Annotated in this window: 16 protein-coding genes; 14 read left to right on the plus strand and 2 right to left on the minus strand. The window is 73.3% G+C overall.

The genetic code is table 11. From position 1 onward, the window contains the following. The first annotated feature begins 87 nt into the window (after positions 1–87). The 3 genes from ACZ7RU_RS06045 (at position 88) to thiD (ending at position 3,062) form a co-directional block, all read left to right on the plus strand. Positions 88–1,053: a thiamine-phosphate kinase gene (locus ACZ7RU_RS06045; protein ID WP_470339696.1), complete on the plus strand. Its 966-nt coding sequence runs from the start codon at positions 88–90 to the stop codon at positions 1,051–1,053. A gap of 161 nt (positions 1,054–1,214) precedes the next feature. Beyond that, on the plus strand, positions 1,215–2,240 hold the full coding sequence (locus tag ACZ7RU_RS06050; protein ID WP_470339697.1) for an ATP-dependent 6-phosphofructokinase: 1,026 nt from the start codon (positions 1,215–1,217) through the stop codon (positions 2,238–2,240). Positions 2,241–2,264: 24 nt separating this feature from the next. Then, on the plus strand, positions 2,265–3,062 hold the full coding sequence (gene thiD / locus ACZ7RU_RS06055) for a bifunctional hydroxymethylpyrimidine kinase/phosphomethylpyrimidine kinase (protein ID WP_470339698.1): 798 nt from the start codon (positions 2,265–2,267) through the stop codon (positions 3,060–3,062). 187 nt (positions 3,063–3,249) lie between these two features. On the opposite strand, the gene rpmB is transcribed toward thiD, so the two are convergent. After that, complete coding sequence (rpmB, locus tag ACZ7RU_RS06060; RefSeq protein WP_014138233.1) at positions 3,250–3,435, minus strand: 50S ribosomal protein L28; 186 nt, start codon at positions 3,433–3,435, stop codon at positions 3,250–3,252. 302 nt (positions 3,436–3,737) lie between these two features. Between rpmB and ACZ7RU_RS06065 the strand changes: the two genes are divergently transcribed. The 10 genes from ACZ7RU_RS06065 to mutM all read left to right on the plus strand — a co-directional run bounded on the left by ACZ7RU_RS06065 (position 3,738) and on the right by mutM (position 13,978). Then, on the plus strand, positions 3,738–5,369 hold the full coding sequence (locus ACZ7RU_RS06065; protein ID WP_470339699.1) for a DAK2 domain-containing protein: 1,632 nt from the start codon (positions 3,738–3,740) through the stop codon (positions 5,367–5,369). Between the two features lie 67 nt (positions 5,370–5,436). After that, positions 5,437–7,656 carry an ATP-dependent DNA helicase RecG gene (recG, locus tag ACZ7RU_RS06070; RefSeq protein ID WP_470339700.1) on the plus strand — a complete coding sequence of 740 codons (2,220 nt, stop codon included), beginning with the start codon at positions 5,437–5,439 and terminating at the stop codon, positions 7,654–7,656. 103 nt (positions 7,657–7,759) lie between these two features. Then, positions 7,760–8,293, plus strand: a complete 534-nt coding sequence (locus ACZ7RU_RS06075; RefSeq protein WP_387759335.1) for a hypothetical protein — start codon at positions 7,760–7,762, stop codon at positions 8,291–8,293. 403 nt (positions 8,294–8,696) lie between these two features. Further along, on the plus strand, positions 8,697–9,281 hold the full coding sequence (gene rsmD, locus ACZ7RU_RS06080; RefSeq protein ID WP_470339701.1) for a 16S rRNA (guanine(966)-N(2))-methyltransferase RsmD: 585 nt from the start codon (positions 8,697–8,699) through the stop codon (positions 9,279–9,281). A gap of 49 nt (positions 9,282–9,330) precedes the next feature. Then, a complete protein-coding gene (coaD, locus tag ACZ7RU_RS06085) occupies positions 9,331–9,822 on the plus strand; it encodes a pantetheine-phosphate adenylyltransferase (RefSeq protein WP_387759340.1) in 492 nt (163 codons plus the stop codon). Between the two features lie 187 nt (positions 9,823–10,009). Beyond that, entirely contained in the window at positions 10,010–11,215 is a 1,206-nt protein-coding gene (locus tag ACZ7RU_RS06090) for an ATP synthase F0 subunit B (protein ID WP_470339702.1), read from the plus strand. Between the two features lie 162 nt (positions 11,216–11,377). Next, on the plus strand, positions 11,378–12,022 hold the full coding sequence (locus tag ACZ7RU_RS06095) for a YceD family protein (RefSeq protein ID WP_470339703.1): 645 nt from the start codon (positions 11,378–11,380) through the stop codon (positions 12,020–12,022). A 2-nt stretch (positions 12,023–12,024) separates the two neighbouring features. Continuing rightward, positions 12,025–12,198: a 50S ribosomal protein L32 gene (gene rpmF / locus ACZ7RU_RS06100; RefSeq protein WP_030056747.1), complete on the plus strand. Its 174-nt coding sequence runs from the start codon at positions 12,025–12,027 to the stop codon at positions 12,196–12,198. A 20-nt stretch (positions 12,199–12,218) separates the two neighbouring features. After that, positions 12,219–13,010: a ribonuclease III gene (gene rnc, locus ACZ7RU_RS06105; RefSeq protein ID WP_470339704.1), complete on the plus strand. Its 792-nt coding sequence runs from the start codon at positions 12,219–12,221 to the stop codon at positions 13,008–13,010. A gap of 89 nt (positions 13,011–13,099) precedes the next feature. Continuing rightward, positions 13,100–13,978: a bifunctional DNA-formamidopyrimidine glycosylase/DNA-(apurinic or apyrimidinic site) lyase gene (mutM, locus tag ACZ7RU_RS06110; RefSeq protein ID WP_470339705.1), complete on the plus strand. Its 879-nt coding sequence runs from the start codon at positions 13,100–13,102 to the stop codon at positions 13,976–13,978. 62 nt (positions 13,979–14,040) lie between these two features. Here the strand turns inward: mutM and ACZ7RU_RS06115 are convergent, their stop codons facing one another. Next, complete coding sequence (locus ACZ7RU_RS06115; protein ID WP_470339706.1) at positions 14,041–14,961, minus strand: DMT family protein; 921 nt, start codon at positions 14,959–14,961, stop codon at positions 14,041–14,043. A gap of 320 nt (positions 14,962–15,281) precedes the next feature. On the opposite strand from ACZ7RU_RS06115, the gene ACZ7RU_RS06120 reads away from it, so the two are divergent. Next, positions 15,282–16,640 (plus strand): hypothetical protein, encoded by a 1,359-nt coding sequence (locus ACZ7RU_RS06120; RefSeq protein WP_470339707.1) that lies wholly within the window; start codon positions 15,282–15,284, stop codon positions 16,638–16,640. The last annotated feature ends 142 nt before the right edge of the window (positions 16,641–16,782 follow it).

The raw sequence follows: 16,782 nt of genomic DNA on the forward strand, positions 1-16,782 counted from the left end.
GAGACCCCGGGGCCCCGGAAGGGCGTACGCTGCGCGCGGGGGAGCGCGACGGGGGCCCAACCGGATGGAAACGCGAGAGGACGGCAGATGCAGGGGACCGTGGGCGAGCTCGGCGAGTTCGGCCTCATCAGGGAGCTGACCGCCCGGGTACCGCTCACCGACGCGGTCGACCTCGGCCCGGGTGACGACGCCGCGGTGGTGCGGGCTCCGGACGGCCGGGTGGTGGCGACCACGGACGTCCTGATCGAGAACCGGCACTTCCGCCGGGACTGGTCCACCGCCTACGACGTGGGCCGCAAGGCCGCCGCCCAGAACCTCGCCGACGTGGCCGCGATGGGGGCGGTGCCGACCGCCATACTGCTCGGCCTGGTCGCCCCCGCGGACCTGCCGACCACCTGGGCCACCGAGTTGATGGACGGGCTGCGCGACGAGTGCCAGGTGGCCGGGGCGACGGTGGTCGGCGGCGACGTGGTGCGCGGCGACACCGTCACGCTCGCCATCACGGCGCTCGGCGACCTCCAGGGGCGTGCGGCGGTGACACGCGCCGGCGCGCAGGTCGGCGACGTGGTCGCGGTGACCGGCTGGCTCGGCTGGTCGGCCGCCGGCCTCACCGTCCTCCAGCGCGGCTTCCGCTCCCCGCGCGCCTTCGTCGAGGCGCACCGCCGGCCCGAACCGCCGTACCACGCGGGCCCGGCGGCGGCCGAGTTGGGCGCGACCTCGATGATCGACGTGAGCGACGGGCTGGTCGCCGACCTCGGCCACGTGGCCCGGGCCAGCGAGGTGGACATCGACCTCAAGGCCGCCGACTTCGACGTCCCGGCGCAGATGGCCGACATCGGCCAGGCGGTCGGAGTGGACCCGTTGGTCTGGGTGCTCTCCGGCGGCGAGGACCACGCGATCGTGGCCACCTTCCCGCGCGGGGTCCAACTCCCGGCCCGCTGGCGGGTGGTGGGTGAGGTGACCGGCCGCCCGACGGGCAGCCGCGGCGGCCGGGTGACGGTCGACGGCGCACCCTGGGACCGGGTCGGCGGCTGGGACCACTTCGCCGAGTAGCGCGCGGCCCGCGCGGATCCCCGTACGGCGGGCGGCGCGTGACGCTCCGGTGCGTGCGGGGGACGGGCGTCGCGGGTGCGTTGTGCGTAGGCTTTGCGGCATCCCGGCCCCGCCCGTCCGACGCGGGTGGTCCGAACCCTGCGAGCGGGAGCACACCAGACATGCGCATCGGTGTACTGACCAGCGGCGGCGACTGCCCCGGCCTCAACGCGGTGATCCGCTCGGTGGTGCACCGGGGCACCGACGTCCACGGGGACGAGATCGTCGGCATCCTGGACGGCTTCCTCGGGCTGATCGAGGGCCGTGCCAGGACGGTCACCCACGACGACGTCACCGGCCTGCTCACCCTCGGCGGCACCGTCCTGGGCTCGGCCCGGGTGCGGCGGGACCGGATCGCCTGGGCGGTGGAGAACGCCAAGGCGCTGGCCCGGGAGATCGGCATCGACGCGCTGATCGCGATCGGCGGCGAGGGGACGCTGACCGCCGCCAAGCTGTTCAGCGACGCCGGACTGCCCGTGGTCGGGGTGCCGAAGACCATCGACAACGACATCGCCGCCACCGACGTGACCTTCGGCTTCGACACCGCGGTGCACGTCGCGACCGAGGCGATCGACCGGCTGAAGACCACCGCCGAGTCCCACCAGCGCGTCATGGTGGTCGAGTTGATGGGACGGCACACCGGCTGGATCACCCTCACCGCGGGCATGGCGGGCGGTGCGCACGGCATCCTGATCCCGGAGAAGCCCTTCGACATCGAGGCGGTGGCCCGGATAATCGAGGACCGCTTCGCGCGCGGCAAGAAGTTCGCCATCATCGCCGTCGCCGAGGGCGCCTCCCCGGTGCCCGGCACCATGCGCTTCGACCACGGCGAGGTCGACCAGTACGGCCACCGGACGTTCGGCGGGATCGGCAACCGGCTCGCCCACGAGCTGGAGAACCTGCTCGGCAAGGAGGCCCGCCCGGTCATCCTCGGCCACGTCCAGCGCGGCGGCACCCCGACCGCCCGGGACCGGGTGCTCGCCACCCGGTTCGGCTGGCACGCGGTGGAGGCCGTCCACCAGGGGGCGTTCGGGCACTTCACCGCGCTGCGCCGGACCGGCATCGAACTGCTGCCGATCGGCGACGCGGTGACCCGGCTGAAGACGGTGCCGCGGGACCGCTGGGTGGAGTCCGAGGCGGTGCTCTGAACCACCGCGGGTAGGTTGGGGACCATGTCCACCACCGCACCTCCCCGCGTGCTCACCGTCGCCGGCTCCGACTCCGGCGGCGGCGCCGGCATCCAGGCCGACCTCAAGGCGATGCTCGCCCTCGGCGTCCACGGCATGAGCGTGATCACCGCCGTCACCGCGCAGAACTCGCTCGGCGTCCAGGGCTACTGGGAACTGCCCGCCGAAGCCGTCCGGGCGCAGTTCCGCAGCGTGGTGGACGACATCGGGGTGCAGGCCGTGAAGACCGGCATGCTCGCCTCGGTCGAACTCGTCGAGACCGTCGCCGAACTGCTCGCCGGGGTGGACGCCCCGGTGGTGGTCGACCCGGTCGGGGTCTCCAAGCACGGGGACGCGCTGCTGGTCGCCGAGGCCGTCGCCACCGTCCGGGAGAAGCTGCTGCCGGTCGCCACCCTGGCCACCCCCAACCTCCACGAGGTGACCCAGCTCACCGGGCTGACCGTCGAGGACGAGTCGCAGATGCTGGACGCCGCCAGGGCGCTGGTCGACCTCGGGCCGCGCTGGGCGCTGGTCAAGGGCGGCCACCTGCCGGGCGAGGCCGCCGACCTGCTGTACGGCGGGCCGGACGAGGTGCACTGGTTCCGGGCGCCGCGCTACGACAACCGGCACACCCACGGCACCGGCTGCACCCTGGCCAGCGCGATCGCGGCCGGCCTGGCCAAGGGCGAGCCGCTGCCGCGGGCCGTGGCCTCGGCCAAGGAGTACGTCACCGGCGCGATCGCCGGGGGCTTCGCCCTGGGCGCCGGCATCGGCCCGGTCGACCACGCCTGGCGCTGGCGCTGAGCGGCCACCGGCGCCGCACGGCCGGAAGGCCGGAGGGCCGGGAAGAACAGTGGTGGGCGGGCTCCTGGGAGGAGTCCGCCCACCACTGGTGAGTCCGGAAAGCGGCGTAGCCGGCCACGGAAACAGCGAAGCCGGTTCATCCGAGGATGAACCGGCTCACTGGAGGACCGGCTTGCCGGTCTGCGCGTCAGCGCGAGACCTTACCGGCCTTGATGCACGAGGTGCAGACGTTGAGCCGCTTCGGCGTCCGCCCAATCACAGCGCGCACCGTCTGGATGTTGGGGTTCCAACGACGGGGGGTACGGCGGTGAGAGTGGGAGATGCTGTTGCCGAAGCCCGGCCCCTTGCCGCAGACGTCGCAGTTGGCAGCCACAGGAGTCACTCCAAGACTTCAGATCAGATACTTTCGAAAACCCCGCTCAGCCACCGGAACACTCACGTGAACCAGACCGGTCAAGGGGGGTGAGCCTGGACGGTTCCAGGCAACCGGAAGAGCATACAACGCTTGCTTCCGTCCCACGAAACTACCATGACCGGCCGAGTGATCGCTCCGGTCGCCGGTCCGGACGGCCCTCCCCGGCCCCCGATAACCTGCCGGTATCACCCCTCGCCGTCGGCCCCGCAATGTGCCGCTGCCCCTCGGGCGACCGCGGCGTCACATCCGGAGGAGACCTGGTGCTGCACACGCTCGACGCCCCGGCCGTGCGCACCTGGTGCCAGCTCGCCCTGCGCGCGCTCGGCCAGGCCCGCGAGGAGATCGACGCGCTCAACGTCTATCCCGTCCCGGACGGCGACACCGGCACCAACCTCTACCTGACCGTCGAGTCCGCCGCCGCCGAGGTGGAGAGCCGCTTCGCCGACCCCACCGTCGACCCGGCCCCCGGGCTGGCCGACACGGTCCGGGCGATGGCCCGCGGCGCGCTGGTCGGCGCCCGCGGGAACTCCGGGGTGATCCTCGCCCAGTGGCTGCGCGGCACCGCCGAGACGCTGGCCGAGGGCGGAGGCGCCGAACAGCTGCGGGCCGCCCTGCAACGGGCCGCCGACTCCGCCTACCAGGCCGTCGCGGAGCCCGTCGAGGGCACCCTGCTGACCGTCGCCCGGGTCGCCGCCCGGGAGGCCGTCCGCGCCGGGGACGGGCTCGCGCAGGTCGCCGACACCGCCTACCGGGCCGCCCGGGACGCGCTGCGGCACACCCCCGAGCAGCTCGCCGTCCTGGCCGAGAACGGGGTGGTGGACGCCGGCGGGCGCGGCCTGGTGGCCGTCCTCGGCGCGCTCGCCGACGCCGTCGCCGGACAGCAGCCGATGGGGCCGGTCGCGCTGCGCGGGGACGTCCGGGCCGTCGAGAGCTGCGAGACCCACCTCAGGCCGCCCGGCCCCGGCCACCCCGCCTTCGAGGTCATCTACCTGCTGGACGCCCCCGACGAGGCGCTGCCCGCGCTGCGCGAGCGGCTCGCCGGGCTCGGCGACTCCCTGGTGATCGGCGGTGGCGACGGCCTGTGGAACGTGCACGTCCACGTGGACGACGCGGGCGCCGCCGTGGAGGCCGGGGTCGGGGCCGGCCGCCCGCACCAGATCCGGATCACCCACTTCGCCGAGGCCGCGGCCCGGGCCGGCACCGCCGCCGAGACCGGCGAGCGCGAGGACCGGGCCCGCGCGGTGCTCTCGGTGGTCTCCGGCGGGGGCCTGGCCGAGCTCTGCGAGCAGGCCGGCTCCCTCGTCCTGCACGCCGACCCGGACCGCCCGCCGTCCAGCGCCGAACTCGCCGCCGCGGTGCGCCGCTCGGCCGCCCACGAGGTCGTCCTGCTGCTCAACGACCCCGAGCTGCGCGCCGCCGCCGGGGCCGCCGCCGACCAGCTGCGCGAGGAGGGGGTGCGGATCGCCGTCCTGCCCACCCGCTCGCCGGTGCAGGGGCTGGCGGCGCTCGCGGTGCACGAGGGCGGCCGCCGCTTCGACGAGGACGTGGTCGCCATGACCTCCGCCGCCGGGGCCACCCGGTACGCCGAACTGGCCGTCGCCGAGGGGGAGTCCTGGACGATGGCCGGGGTCTGCCAGGCCGGGGACGTGCTCGGGCTGATCGACGGCGACGTCGCGGTGATCGGCACCGGCCTCGCCGAGGTCGGCGAGAGCGTGCTGGACCGGATGCTGGGGGCGGGCGGCGAGCTCGTCACCCTCGTCCTCGGCGAGGGCGCCGACGAGGAACTCGCCGACCGGCTGGTCGCCCACGTCCGGCACCGGCGGCCCGAGGTGGACGCGGTGGTCTTCCACGGCGGACAGGAACCGGCGCCGCTGCTCATCGGGGTGGAGTAGGGCCGGTCCGTCCCATCGGGGTGGAGTGGAACCGGTTCGTCGGTGCCTTGGTGTAAACAGGGGCCTGATGGGCGCTCTCGATGAACCACTGACCAAGCTCGTCGGCGACCGCACCGCGAAGGTGCTCGCCGACAGCCTCAAGCTGCGCACGGTCGGGGACCTGCTGCACCACTACCCGCGCCGCTACGTCGAACGCGGCCAGCTCACCAGCCTGGACGAGCTGGAGGTCGACGAGCACGTCACCGTGCTGGCCCGGATCGAGAAGGTCACCCTGATCCCGTTCCGCGGCCGCAAGGGCGACCGGCTGGAGGTCGTCGTCACCGACGGCCGCAGCCGGCTCTCGCTGGTCTTCTTCAACCAGGGCTGGCGGCAGAAGGAGCTCAGGGCCGGCGCCCAGGGCCTGTTCGCCGGCAAGGTCGGGGTCTTCAACCGGACCCGCCAGCTGGTCTCGCCGGACTACCAGCTGCTCGACGAGGACGCCGGGTCGGACGCCGCGAAGCAGTTCGCCGGCCGGCTCATCCCGGTGTACGGCGCCAGCGCGCAGATGCCCAGCTGGAAGCTGTCGATCTGCATCGAGACCGCGCTCACCAAGCACCTCGGCGACGTCGGCGAACCGCTGCCCGCCGAACTGCGCGAGCGGCACGACCTGATCCCGCTGCCCGAGGCGCTGGAGCTGATCCACCGCCCGCGCGGCCACGCCGACCGCGAGCGCGCCCAGAGCCGGCTGCGCTGGGACGAGGCCTTCGTGCTCCAGGTCGCCCTCGCGCAGCGCCGGGCCGCCGACTCCGCCCTGCCCGCCAAGCCGCGCCGGGCCCGCGAGGGCGGCCTGCTGGACGCCTTCGACGCCCGGCTGCCGTTCACCCTCACCGAGGGCCAGCGGAAGGTCTCCGCCGAGATCGCCGCCGACCTCGCCACCGACCACCCGATGCACCGGCTGCTCCAGGGCGAGGTCGGCTCCGGGAAGACCCTGGTCGCGTTGCGCGCCATGCTCGCCGTGGTGGACGCGGGCGGCCAGGCGGTGCTGCTGGCGCCCACCGAGGTGCTCGCCCAGCAGCACCACCGCTCGATCGTCGAGATGATGGGGGACCTCGCCGAGGGCGGCATGATCGGCGGCTCCGACCTCGGCACCCGGGTGGTGCTGCTGACCGGCTCGATGGGCGTCGCCGCCCGCCGCCAGGCGCTGCTCGACATGGCCTGCGGGGACGCCGGGATCGCCATCGGCACCCATGCGCTGATCGAGGACAAGGTCCAGTTCCAGGACCTCGGGCTGGTCGTGGTGGACGAGCAGCACCGCTTCGGCGTCGAGCAGCGGGACGCGCTGCGCGCCAAGGGCGAACAGCCGCCGCACCTGCTGGTGATGACGGCCACCCCGATCCCGCGCACCGTCGCGATGACGGTCTTCGGGGACCTGGAGACCTCCGTCCTGGACCAGCTGCCGGCCGGCCGCTCGCCGATCTCCACCCACGTCGTCCCGGCGCTGGAGAAGCCCAACTTCCTCACCCGGGCCTGGGAAAGGGTCCGCGAGGAGGTCGCCAAGGGCCACCAGGCGTACGTGGTCTGCCCCCGGATCGGGGACGAGGAGCCCGCCGCGGACCCGAAGAAGAAGCGCCGCAGGGCCGCCGAGGACGGCTTCGAGGAGGTCGCCGACGCGGGCGCCGAGAGCGACGAACGGCGGCCTCCGCTCTCGGTGGTGGAGACGGCCGAGAAGCTGGTCGAGGGCCCGCTGAGCGGCCTGCGGGTGGAGATCCTGCACGGCCGGCTCGCGCCGGACGCCAAGGACGAGGTGATGCGCCGGTTCGCGGCCGGCGAGGTGGACGTGCTGGTCGCCACCACGGTCATCGAGGTCGGCGTCAACGTCCCCAACTCCACCGCGATGGTCATCATGGACGCCGACCGCTTCGGCGTCTCCCAGCTCCACCAGCTGCGCGGCCGGGTCGGCCGCGGCAGCGCGGCGGGCCTGTGCCTGCTGGTCAGCGAGATGCCCGGGGGCAGCGCCGCAAGGGCCCGGCTGGACGCGGTGGCGGGCACCCTGGACGGCTTCGAGCTGTCCCGGATCGACCTCGAACAGCGCCGCGAGGGCGACGTGCTGGGCCAGGCCCAGTCCGGGGTGAAGTCCTCGCTCAAGGTGCTCTCGGTGCTGGAGGACGAGGAGGTCATCCTCACCGCCCGCACCGAGGCCACCCGGCTGGTCGCCGAGGACCCGGAGCTGGCCGCCCACCCGGAGCTGCGCACCGCGTTGGAGAGCCTGCTCGACGAGGACCGCGCGGCCTACATGGAGAAGGGCTGAGCGGTCCCGGACAGGTCGGATTGTCAGACCCCCGGGAGAGAATGAAGGTGTTCAGGGCGCACCCCCAAGGTGCGTACCTGGCACGACACTTGGGGGTCAAGCCATGGCATTCCGTCATCTCAACGAGCTCCCGCTGGGCGACAAGGTCTTCCGGATCGAACTCGCCAGCGACGACGACCGCGAGGTCACCCTCACCCTGACCGGCTGGCGCGAGGGGGCGGCCGCCGCGCCGCTCGCCTCGGGCAAGCTCCGCCTGCCGGTCGAGGACGTCGCCTCGCTGCGGATCGCGCTCAACCGCGCGCTGCGGGCGCTGGCGATCGTCGCCGATGTCTCCGAGCCCATCCCCGACCGCGACGTGCTGCGCGAGCTGTACCCCGGCCACGGCGCCCCCTGGGTGCCGCAGCACGAGGAGGAACTGGTCCGGCGCTTCCACGACGGCGAGACCATCGCCCGGATCGCCGCCCGCTTCGGCCGCACGCCCGACTCCGTCCGGACCAAGCTGCGCGAGCTCGGGCACGACCCGCGCCGCCCCGAGTTCTGCCCGCCCGACGGCTGCCTGTCCTGGTCCCGCTACGCCTCGCCGGCCCTGCTCGGCGCGGGCACCCCGGCCCCGGCGGCGGGCTCCGAGGCGAGCTGACCACCCGAGTGCGAGCACGCGGCCCGGCGGGAGCATCCCGCCGGGCCGCGGCTGTGACCCGCCGGCGCTCCCTCGCTTCTCCCTCTCGGCACCGGCGCACCCCTTCGGCTCGGGGCTGTGACTCGCCCGCTCGCCTCCGGGGCGCTCCGGCCCGGTGCCGACGGTCGGCGCTCCCTCGCTCGTTCCTCGCTCCCTCGCTTCTCCCTCTCGACACCGGCGCACCCCTTCGGCTCGGGGCTGTGACTCGCCCGCTCGCCTCCGGGGCGCTCCGGCCCGGTGCCGACGGTCGGCGCTCCCTCGTTCGTTCCTCGCTCCCTCGCTTCTCCCTCTCGACACCGGCGCGCCCCTTCGGCTCGGGGCGGGATAGCGTGGTCGGGCAGCGACGAAAGGACGTTCCACCACCATGACCCGCGTGATCGCCGGGGCGGCCGGTGGCCGCCGGCTGGCCGTACCGCCCGGCCGGGGCACCCGACCGACCTCCGACAAGGCCCGTGAGGCGATGTTCTCCACCCTGGAGGCGCTGCGCGGCACCGTGCACGGGGCCCGGATGCTGGACCTGTTCGGCGGATCGGGCGCGGTCGGGCTGGAGGCGCTGTCGCGCGGCGCCGAGCACGTCCTGCTGGTCGAGGCGGACGGCCAGGCGGCCCGGGTGATCCGGGAGAACGTCCGGACGATCGGCCTGCCGGGGGCCGAGGTGCGGGCCGCCAGGGCGGAGAAGGTGATCGTCGGCCCGCCTCCGCAGACCCCGTACGACCTGGTGTTCCTCGACCCGCCGTACGCCGTGACGGACGCGGAACTGCGCGAGATGCTGATCACACTCCTGGCCACGGGCTGGCTCGCGGAGGACGCACTCGTCACCGTGGAGCGCAGCACCCGTGGCGGCGAGTTCGACTGGCCCGAGGGTTTCGAGGGGCTGCGCTCCCGCCGCTACGGCGAGGGCACGCTCTGGTACGGTCGCGCCGCCGCCGCGGCCGGTGAGCAGGAATAGCGGGCCGCGGCCCGCTGCAGTCGTCACCCCACGAGGGAGCACAAACGCCATGCGCCGAGCCGTCTGTCCCGGATCGTTCGACCCGATCACCAACGGCCACCTCGACATCATCGAGCGGGCCTCGAAGCTGTACGACGTCGTGCACGTCGCGGTGGCGATCAACCGCAACAAGCAGGGCATGTTCACCGTCGAGGAGCGGATCGAGCTGATCGAGGAGACCACCGCCCAGTACGGGAACGTGGTGGTCGAGGCGCACCTCGGCCTGCTGGTGGACTTCTGCCGCGAGCGGGACATCCCGGCCATCGTCAAGGGCCTGCGCGCGGTCAGCGACTTCGACTACGAGCTGCAGATGGCCCAGATGAACCACGGCCTGACCGGCGTCGAGACGCTCTTCCTGCCGACCTCGCCGACGTACAGCTTCCTCTCCTCGACGCTGGTCAAGGAGGTCGCCTCGTACGGCGGCGACGTCTCGCACCTGCTGCCGGAGACGGTGCACCGCCGGCTGGTCGAGCGGATCGCGGAGCGCAAGGCCCAGCAGTAGTCCGCTGCCTGTCCCTTTCTGCCGGTTCGTCATGGATTGTCCCGGGGGCGGGAGACCGGTTCGGCTCGGGCGTTGTGACCCCGCAGCGCACTGGCCGTACAGTCTGTATTCCTGCCCCGCGGTGAGGTCCACCGCGTCGGGCCTGCCTCCGCCGGACCGTCGGCGGCACACGGAAAGACGAAGCCCCGTGGACGTGCAGAACAAGGTCGACGAGATCGTGGCGGCGGTCGAGAACGCCCGCTCGATGCCGATGTCGGCCTCCTGCGTGGTGAACCGGGCCGAGCTGATCGGCCTGCTGAACGACCTCAGGTCGGCCCTGCCCGCCGAACTCGCCCAGGCCCAGTCGGTGATGGCCGACCACGAGCAGGTGGTGGCCGGCGCCCAGGCCGAGGCCGAGCGGATCATCCAGGGCGCGCACGCCGAGCGCGGCTCGCTGATCTCGGACACCGAGGTGGTCCGCCAGGCCCGGGCCCAGGCCGACCGGATCCTCGCCGAGGCGCGCGCCGAGGTCGACGCCAAGCTGGCCGAGGCCGACGACTACGTGGACAGCAAGCTCGCCAACTTCGAGGTCGTGCTGACCAAGACGCTCGGCGCGGTCGGCCGCGGGCGCACCAAGCTGCGCGGCGACTCCAGCGTCTTCGAGACCGAGGCCGACGGCGAGACCGACGGCGAGGAGTTCCGCCCGCAGCGGATCAGCCCGAGCCCCGAGGTCGACGAGTACGTCGATGTGAAGCTCGCCACCCTGGAGAACGTGCTCGGCGCCACTCTGGAGGCGGTCGGCAAGGGCCGCGACAAGCTGCTCGGCAAGCGGCCCATCGACGAGCTGGGCGCCTACCTGGCCGCCGCCGACCAGGCCCAGGAGGCCAAGGAGCGGGCCGAGGCGGTGGCGGCGGGCTTCGCCCACGACGCCGACGGCGCGGACATCGCCTGGTACCGCGAGGACGTCCCGCAGCAGCAGACCTGGCCGGAGCAGACCCCGGCCGCGGCGGGCTGGCAGGCCCCCGGCGCCGACCAGTACGCGGCCGCCCAGCAGCAGGGCGGGCAGTACGCCGAGGTGTACGGCGGCGGCTACGACCCGGCCGGCCAGGGGGACCCGTACAACACCCAGTGGGGCCAGCAGCAGGGCGGCTACCAGCAGCAGGGCTACCCGGACCAGCAGCAGGGCGGCTACGGCTATCCCGAGCAGCAGCAGCCGCCGGCCTACGCCACGCAGTCGTACGACGGCTACACCTACCCCCAGCCGCCCGCCACCCCGCCGGCCGTGCCGCATCAGCAGCAGGGGCAGGGCCAGGGCCAGCAGGGGCAGGGGCAGGCCCAGGGCCTGGACGAGACCAGCTTCTTCGACACCAGCATGATCGACATGACCAGGCTGCGGGAGCTCGGCGGGCGCTGAGCAGCACGTCGGGGAGTCTCCTGACGGGACCGAAGTTGGGCCTGGCGGGAGACTCCGGTAGTCTGACCACTCCGGCCTCTCCCTGTCCGGCTGTCGGCTTGCCCGCGCAACGCCGTCCGGACGGAGACGCAATCGAAGATTCCCCATGGAAGTCAGGACACCGTGAACCGCCTCGACCACCGCGACCCCCTCGTGTTCGACACGCACGAGCTCGGACGTCGCCCGGGCTCGATGCGCAAGGTGAGCCGGACCCTGGAGGCCCCTGAGGGCTTCGGGATCATCGACGTGATCGGCGTGCCGGAGAAGAGCCCGATCGAGCTGGAGCTCCGCCTGGAGTCCGTGGTCGAGGGCGTGCTGGTCACCGGCACCGCCGAGACCCACGTCGAGGGCGAGTGCGTCCGGTGCCTGGAGCCCGTCGAGTTCGACCTCGACGTGGACTTCCAGGAGCTGTACTACTACCCGGAGTCCGACGAGCGCCACCGCGCCCGGACCGCCGGGGCCGAGGACCTCGACGAGGACTCGGAAGAAGAGACTTACCGTCTGGAGGGCGACTTCTTCGACCTCCGGCCGGTGCTGCGTGACGCGGTGGTGCTCGCACTGCCGTTGCAGCCGGTGTGCCAGGAAGACTGCCTGGGCCTGTGTTCCGAGTGCGGAGCGCGCCTGAGTGACGACCCGGCGCACCACCACGATGCCGTCGACCCCCGGTGGGCGGCTCTGCAGGGACTCTCCGCCGCCCCCGGCGACGAGGGTGACGGATCCAAGAACAGCGACACCCGTGAGGGTCTCGCCGAGAACCAGGAGAAGTAGCCGTGGCTGTTCCGAAGCGGAAGATGTCGCGCAGCAACACGCGCCACCGCCGTTCCAACTGGAAGGCCGTCGTTCCGGCCCTCGTGGCGTGCGACCGCTGCCACGAGCCGAAGCTCGGCCACATCGCGTGCCCGAGCTGCGGCACGTACAACCGTCGCCAGGTCCTCTCGGTCTGATCGGCGGGGTGTACGGATCGATGTCGGACGGTAACTCCACCCGCAAGGCGTCCCCCGCCCCGAAGGGTTCCTCTTCAGGCGGTGGCAAGGCCGGCGGGCCGGCTTCGACCGAATACGACGTCCTGGAAGGGCGCCTCGGGTACACACTCGAGCGCGCCCTTCTGGTACGTGCCCTGACCCACCGCTCGTACGCGTACGAGAACGGCGGGCTGCCCACCAACGAGCGCCTGGAGTTCCTCGGCGACTCGGTGCTGGGCCTGGTGGTGACGGACACCCTCTACCGCGTCCACCCGGACGTCCCGGAGGGCACGCTCGCCAAGCTGCGCGCCGCGGTGGTCAACTCCCGCGCGCTCGCGGACGTCGGCCGCGGCCTGGAACTCGGCGCGTTCATCCGCCTCGGCAAGGGCGAGGAGGGTACCGGCGGCCGCGACAAGTCGTCGATCCTCGCCGACACCGTCGAGGCCGTGATCGGCGCCGTCTACCTGGACCAGGGACTGGACGCGGCCACCGAGTTCGTCCACCGGCTGTTCGACCCGCTGATCGAGGAGTCCTCTCAGCTGGGCGCCGGCCTGGACTGGAAGACCAGCCTCCAGGAGCTCACCGCCTCGGTGGGCATCGGAGTGCCGGAGTACGTGGTCATGGAGTCCGGTCCGGACCACGAGAAGACCTTCACCGCAGCGGCCCGGGTGGCCGGCGAGGACTTCGGCAGCGGCGTCGGCCGCTCGAAGAAGGAAGCCGAGCAGAAGGCCGCCGAGAGCGCCTGGCGCGCGATCAAGGAGAAGTACGCCGACCGGCTGCCCGCCGGGGCGTAGCGCGGGCCCGGTGGGCACCCCACCGGGCAACGACGCGTCCGAGTAGCCTTCACTCCTGCTGATCCTTACCGAGCAGGAGGCGTGTTCCCGTGCCCGAACTTCCCGAGGTCGAGGTCGTCCGCCGTGGTCTGGCCAACTGGGTGGCCGGACGGACCGTCGCCGACGTCCAGGTGCTGCACCCGCGCGCGGTGCGCCGCCAGCCGGCCGGCGCGGCGGACTTCGCGGCCCGGCTGAACGGCACCACCCTCGGCACCGCGCAGCGGCGCGGCAAGTACCTGTGGGTGCCGCTGGCCGGTACCGGGGCGGGGTTCTCGCTGATCGGCCACCTCGGGATGAGCGGCCAGCTGCTCGTCCAGGACCCGTCCGTCCCCGACGAGAAGCACCTGCGGGTGCGGCTGCGCTTCGCCGACGGCGGGCGCGAACTGCGCTTCGTCGACCAGCGGACCTTCGGCGGCCTGGCGGTCGAGGAGGCCGAGGACGGGGACCCGGAGGGCACCCCGGTCTCCATCGCGCACATCGCCCGCGACCCGCTCGACCCCCGCTTCGACGACCCCGCCTTCGCGGCCGCGCTGCGCGCCAGGCGGACCACCGTCAAGCGCGCCCTGCTCGACCAGACCCTGATCAGCGGCGTCGGCAACATCTACGCCGACGAGGCGCTGTGGCGCTCGAAGCTGCACTACGACCGTCCGACCGCGACGCTCACCCGCCCGCAGGCCCTGCTGCTGCTGGCCAACGCCCGGGACGTGATGACCGCGGCGCTCGCCGTCGGCGGGACCAGCTTCGACAGCCTCTACGTCAACGTGAACGGCGAGAGCGGCTACTTCTCCCGGGACCTCGACGCCTACGGCCGCGAGCAGGAGCCCTGCCGCCGCTGCGGCACCCCCATCCGTCGGGCGGCCTGGATGAACCGCTCCAGCTACTTCTGCCCCCGCTGCCAGCCCGTGCCGCGCACCCGCGGCGGGGCCTGAGACAGGGTGCGGCCCGTGGGCCCCTCCGGAATCCGACGGGGACCCACGGGCCGCACCCAGGGCTACTTGCGGGCGAGTTCGGGCTCCTCCGCGGACGCCTCCCCGGGGGTGCCGTGGGTGTCCTGGCCGAAGTAGGCGACCCCCACCGCGGCGACCACCGCCAGCAGGAAGCCGATCACGCCGAGCCAGCCGAGGCCGGCCTTGGTGGAGTCCCCGAGCCAGAGCACGCCGGCCGCGCCGGGCAGCACCGTCTCGCCGACCACCAGGGCGGCGGTCGCGCCGTTCACCGAGCCGATCTGGAGCGCCACGGTGTGGATGTACATGCCGCCGATGCCGCCGACCAGGACCGCGTAGAGCGCCGGGTCGGTGAGCAGCGAGCCGAGGTCGAACGGCTCGATGCCGTTGAGGACGCGCACCCCCACGCCCAGGGCGCCGAAGCCGAGGCCGGAGAGCAGACCGGCGACGATCGCGCCGTTGGCGCCCATCCGCCGCACCACCAGGCTGCCGCCGACCAACAGCACGGTGGTGACGATCAGCAGCAACCAGTGGAAGGACATCGCCGCGTGGTGGCCGCCCTCCGGCCCGGCCGACACGGCCAGCAGCACCAGCGCCGAGCAGAGCACCGCGATCGAGGCCCACTCCAGCTGCTTGAGGCGGATGCCCAGCAGCTTGATGCTGAGCACCGCGGTGATCACCAGGTTGGCGCTGATGATGGTCTGGGAGAGGAACAGCGGCAGCAGCCGGGCGGCCAGCGCGCCGAGCCCGAAACCGATCAGGTCGAGCACCGTGCCGAGGATGAACTCCCAGGTGACGGCGGCCTTCGCGGTCGAGGAGAGGCTCGGGCCGCCGTGCTCGGTGGTCGAGCTGGTGGCGCCCTTGGCCGCCTCCTCCCGGGCGGAGCGGCGGGAGCCGACGGCCTGGAGGACCGAGCCGGTGCCGTAGCAGGCGGATGCCGCCACGGCGGTGACGAGGCCGATGATCACCGAGCGCTCCGATCGGGAGTTGGGTCAGGAACGGGCTGAGTAAAGAAAAGGCAATGGGACCGGTGGTCCGGGACCACTATGCCGGTTCGCACGGTACGGTCGGCACGCCCCCCGGAGTACCCCGGAACCGGGCCGGGCCTGCCGGAACGTACGTCCGGGGGCCTTCCGTGGTTCCCGGGCGGTTCCCGGTTCAGGGATGGCCGGGGGAAACATCATCCCCGAGGAGGGGAGCGGCCCCGGCGGTCGGCGGGGACCCTTGTCAACACCAGTATGCGAAGGGTATGGCGTGCTCGGGGGCCGGTCGCGGTAGCGTCGGGGGCATGAGAACCCTTGCACGACCTTCCCGGGGCGCCGGGCCGCTGGCCCTGGTGGCGGCGCTGCTCGGGCTGCTGCTCCTGCTGGCGCCGGCGGCCTCGGCGGCCGGGCTGAGCGATGCCGCGGCCACCCTGAAGAAGGGCCAGGTCTACGTCGACCCGGCGATGACGGGCCGCTTCAGCCAGGCCCAGGCCGACGCCCTGACCAAGAAGATCGACGAGGACGACAAGCCGATCTTCGTCGCGGTGGTCCCCGACTCGCCCTCCTATGCCAAGGACACGGTCTTCAAGGACCTCCGCACCAAGGTCGGCATCGACGGGGTGTACGCGGTCTGGCGCGGTGACCAGTTCACCGCCCGGGCCGACCGGGGCGCGCTGGGCGCCGGCCTCCCGGAGCGGATCGCCGGCGCGGCCTTCCGCTCGAACAACGGCGACATCAACGCCACCCTGAACGAGTTCGTCGACCAGGCCGCCCCGCAGACCAAGGGCACCGGCGTCAACCACAGCACCTCGATCGCCTGGGTGGTCGTCCCGGTGGTGCTGGTCGCGCTGGCCGGCGCCGGTGTCTTCCTGCTCTTCCGCCGCGCCAAGAAGCGCAAGGAGGAGCAAGCCCGGGCCGAGCTGGAGCAGCTGCGCCGGGTGGTGGACGAGGACATCACCGCCTTCGGCGAGGAGCTGGACCGGCTCGACTTCAACCCGGCCGCGGCCGACGCCGACGACGCCCAGCGCACCGACTACACCCACGCCCTGGACTCGTACGAGAAGTCCAAGCGGCTGATGGACGAGGCCAAGCGGCCGGAGGACGTCAAGCAGGTCACCGAGGCGATCGAGGACGGCCGGTTCGCGCTGGCCACCCTGAGCGCCCGGCGGGACAAGAGCCCGCTGCCCGAGCGCCGTCCCCCGTGCTTCATGGACCCGCGGCACGGCCCGTCCGTCAAGGACGTGGACTGGTCCCCGGCGGGCGGCTCGGCCCGTTCCGTGCCGGTCTGCCAGGCCGACGCGGACCGGGTGGCGGCCGGCCTCGACCCGGCCGTCCGCACCGTGGACACCGAGCACGGCCCGCAGCCGTACTGGAACGCCGGCCCGGCGTACGCCCCGTACGCGGGCGGCTACTACGGCGGCTTCGGCGGCGGGCTGCTGCCGGCCCTGCTGGTCGGCACCATGCTCGGCTCGGTGATGAGCTCCCCGGCCTACGCGGCCGCGCCGATGATGGACGGTGGCCACGGCTACCAGGACCAGAACGAGGGCGGTGACTTCACCGGCGCGGACTTCAACGGTGGCGACTTCGGCGGGTTCGGTGGCGGCGACTTCGGTGGCGGTGGCGACTTCGGCGGTGGCGGCGACTTCGGCGGCGGGGACTGGTAGTCCGCCGGCCCGACCGTCCGCCCAGCGGCCCCGCCGGTGCTCCGGCGGGGCCGCTCCCGTTCCTCCGGGCGGTCGGGCGGTCGGGCGGTCGGGCGGTCGGGCGGTCGGGCGCGCGGGCGGTCGGGGCGTGTCCTAGGGTCGG

It is taken from the genome of Kitasatospora sp. NPDC114501, assembly GCF_055633695.1.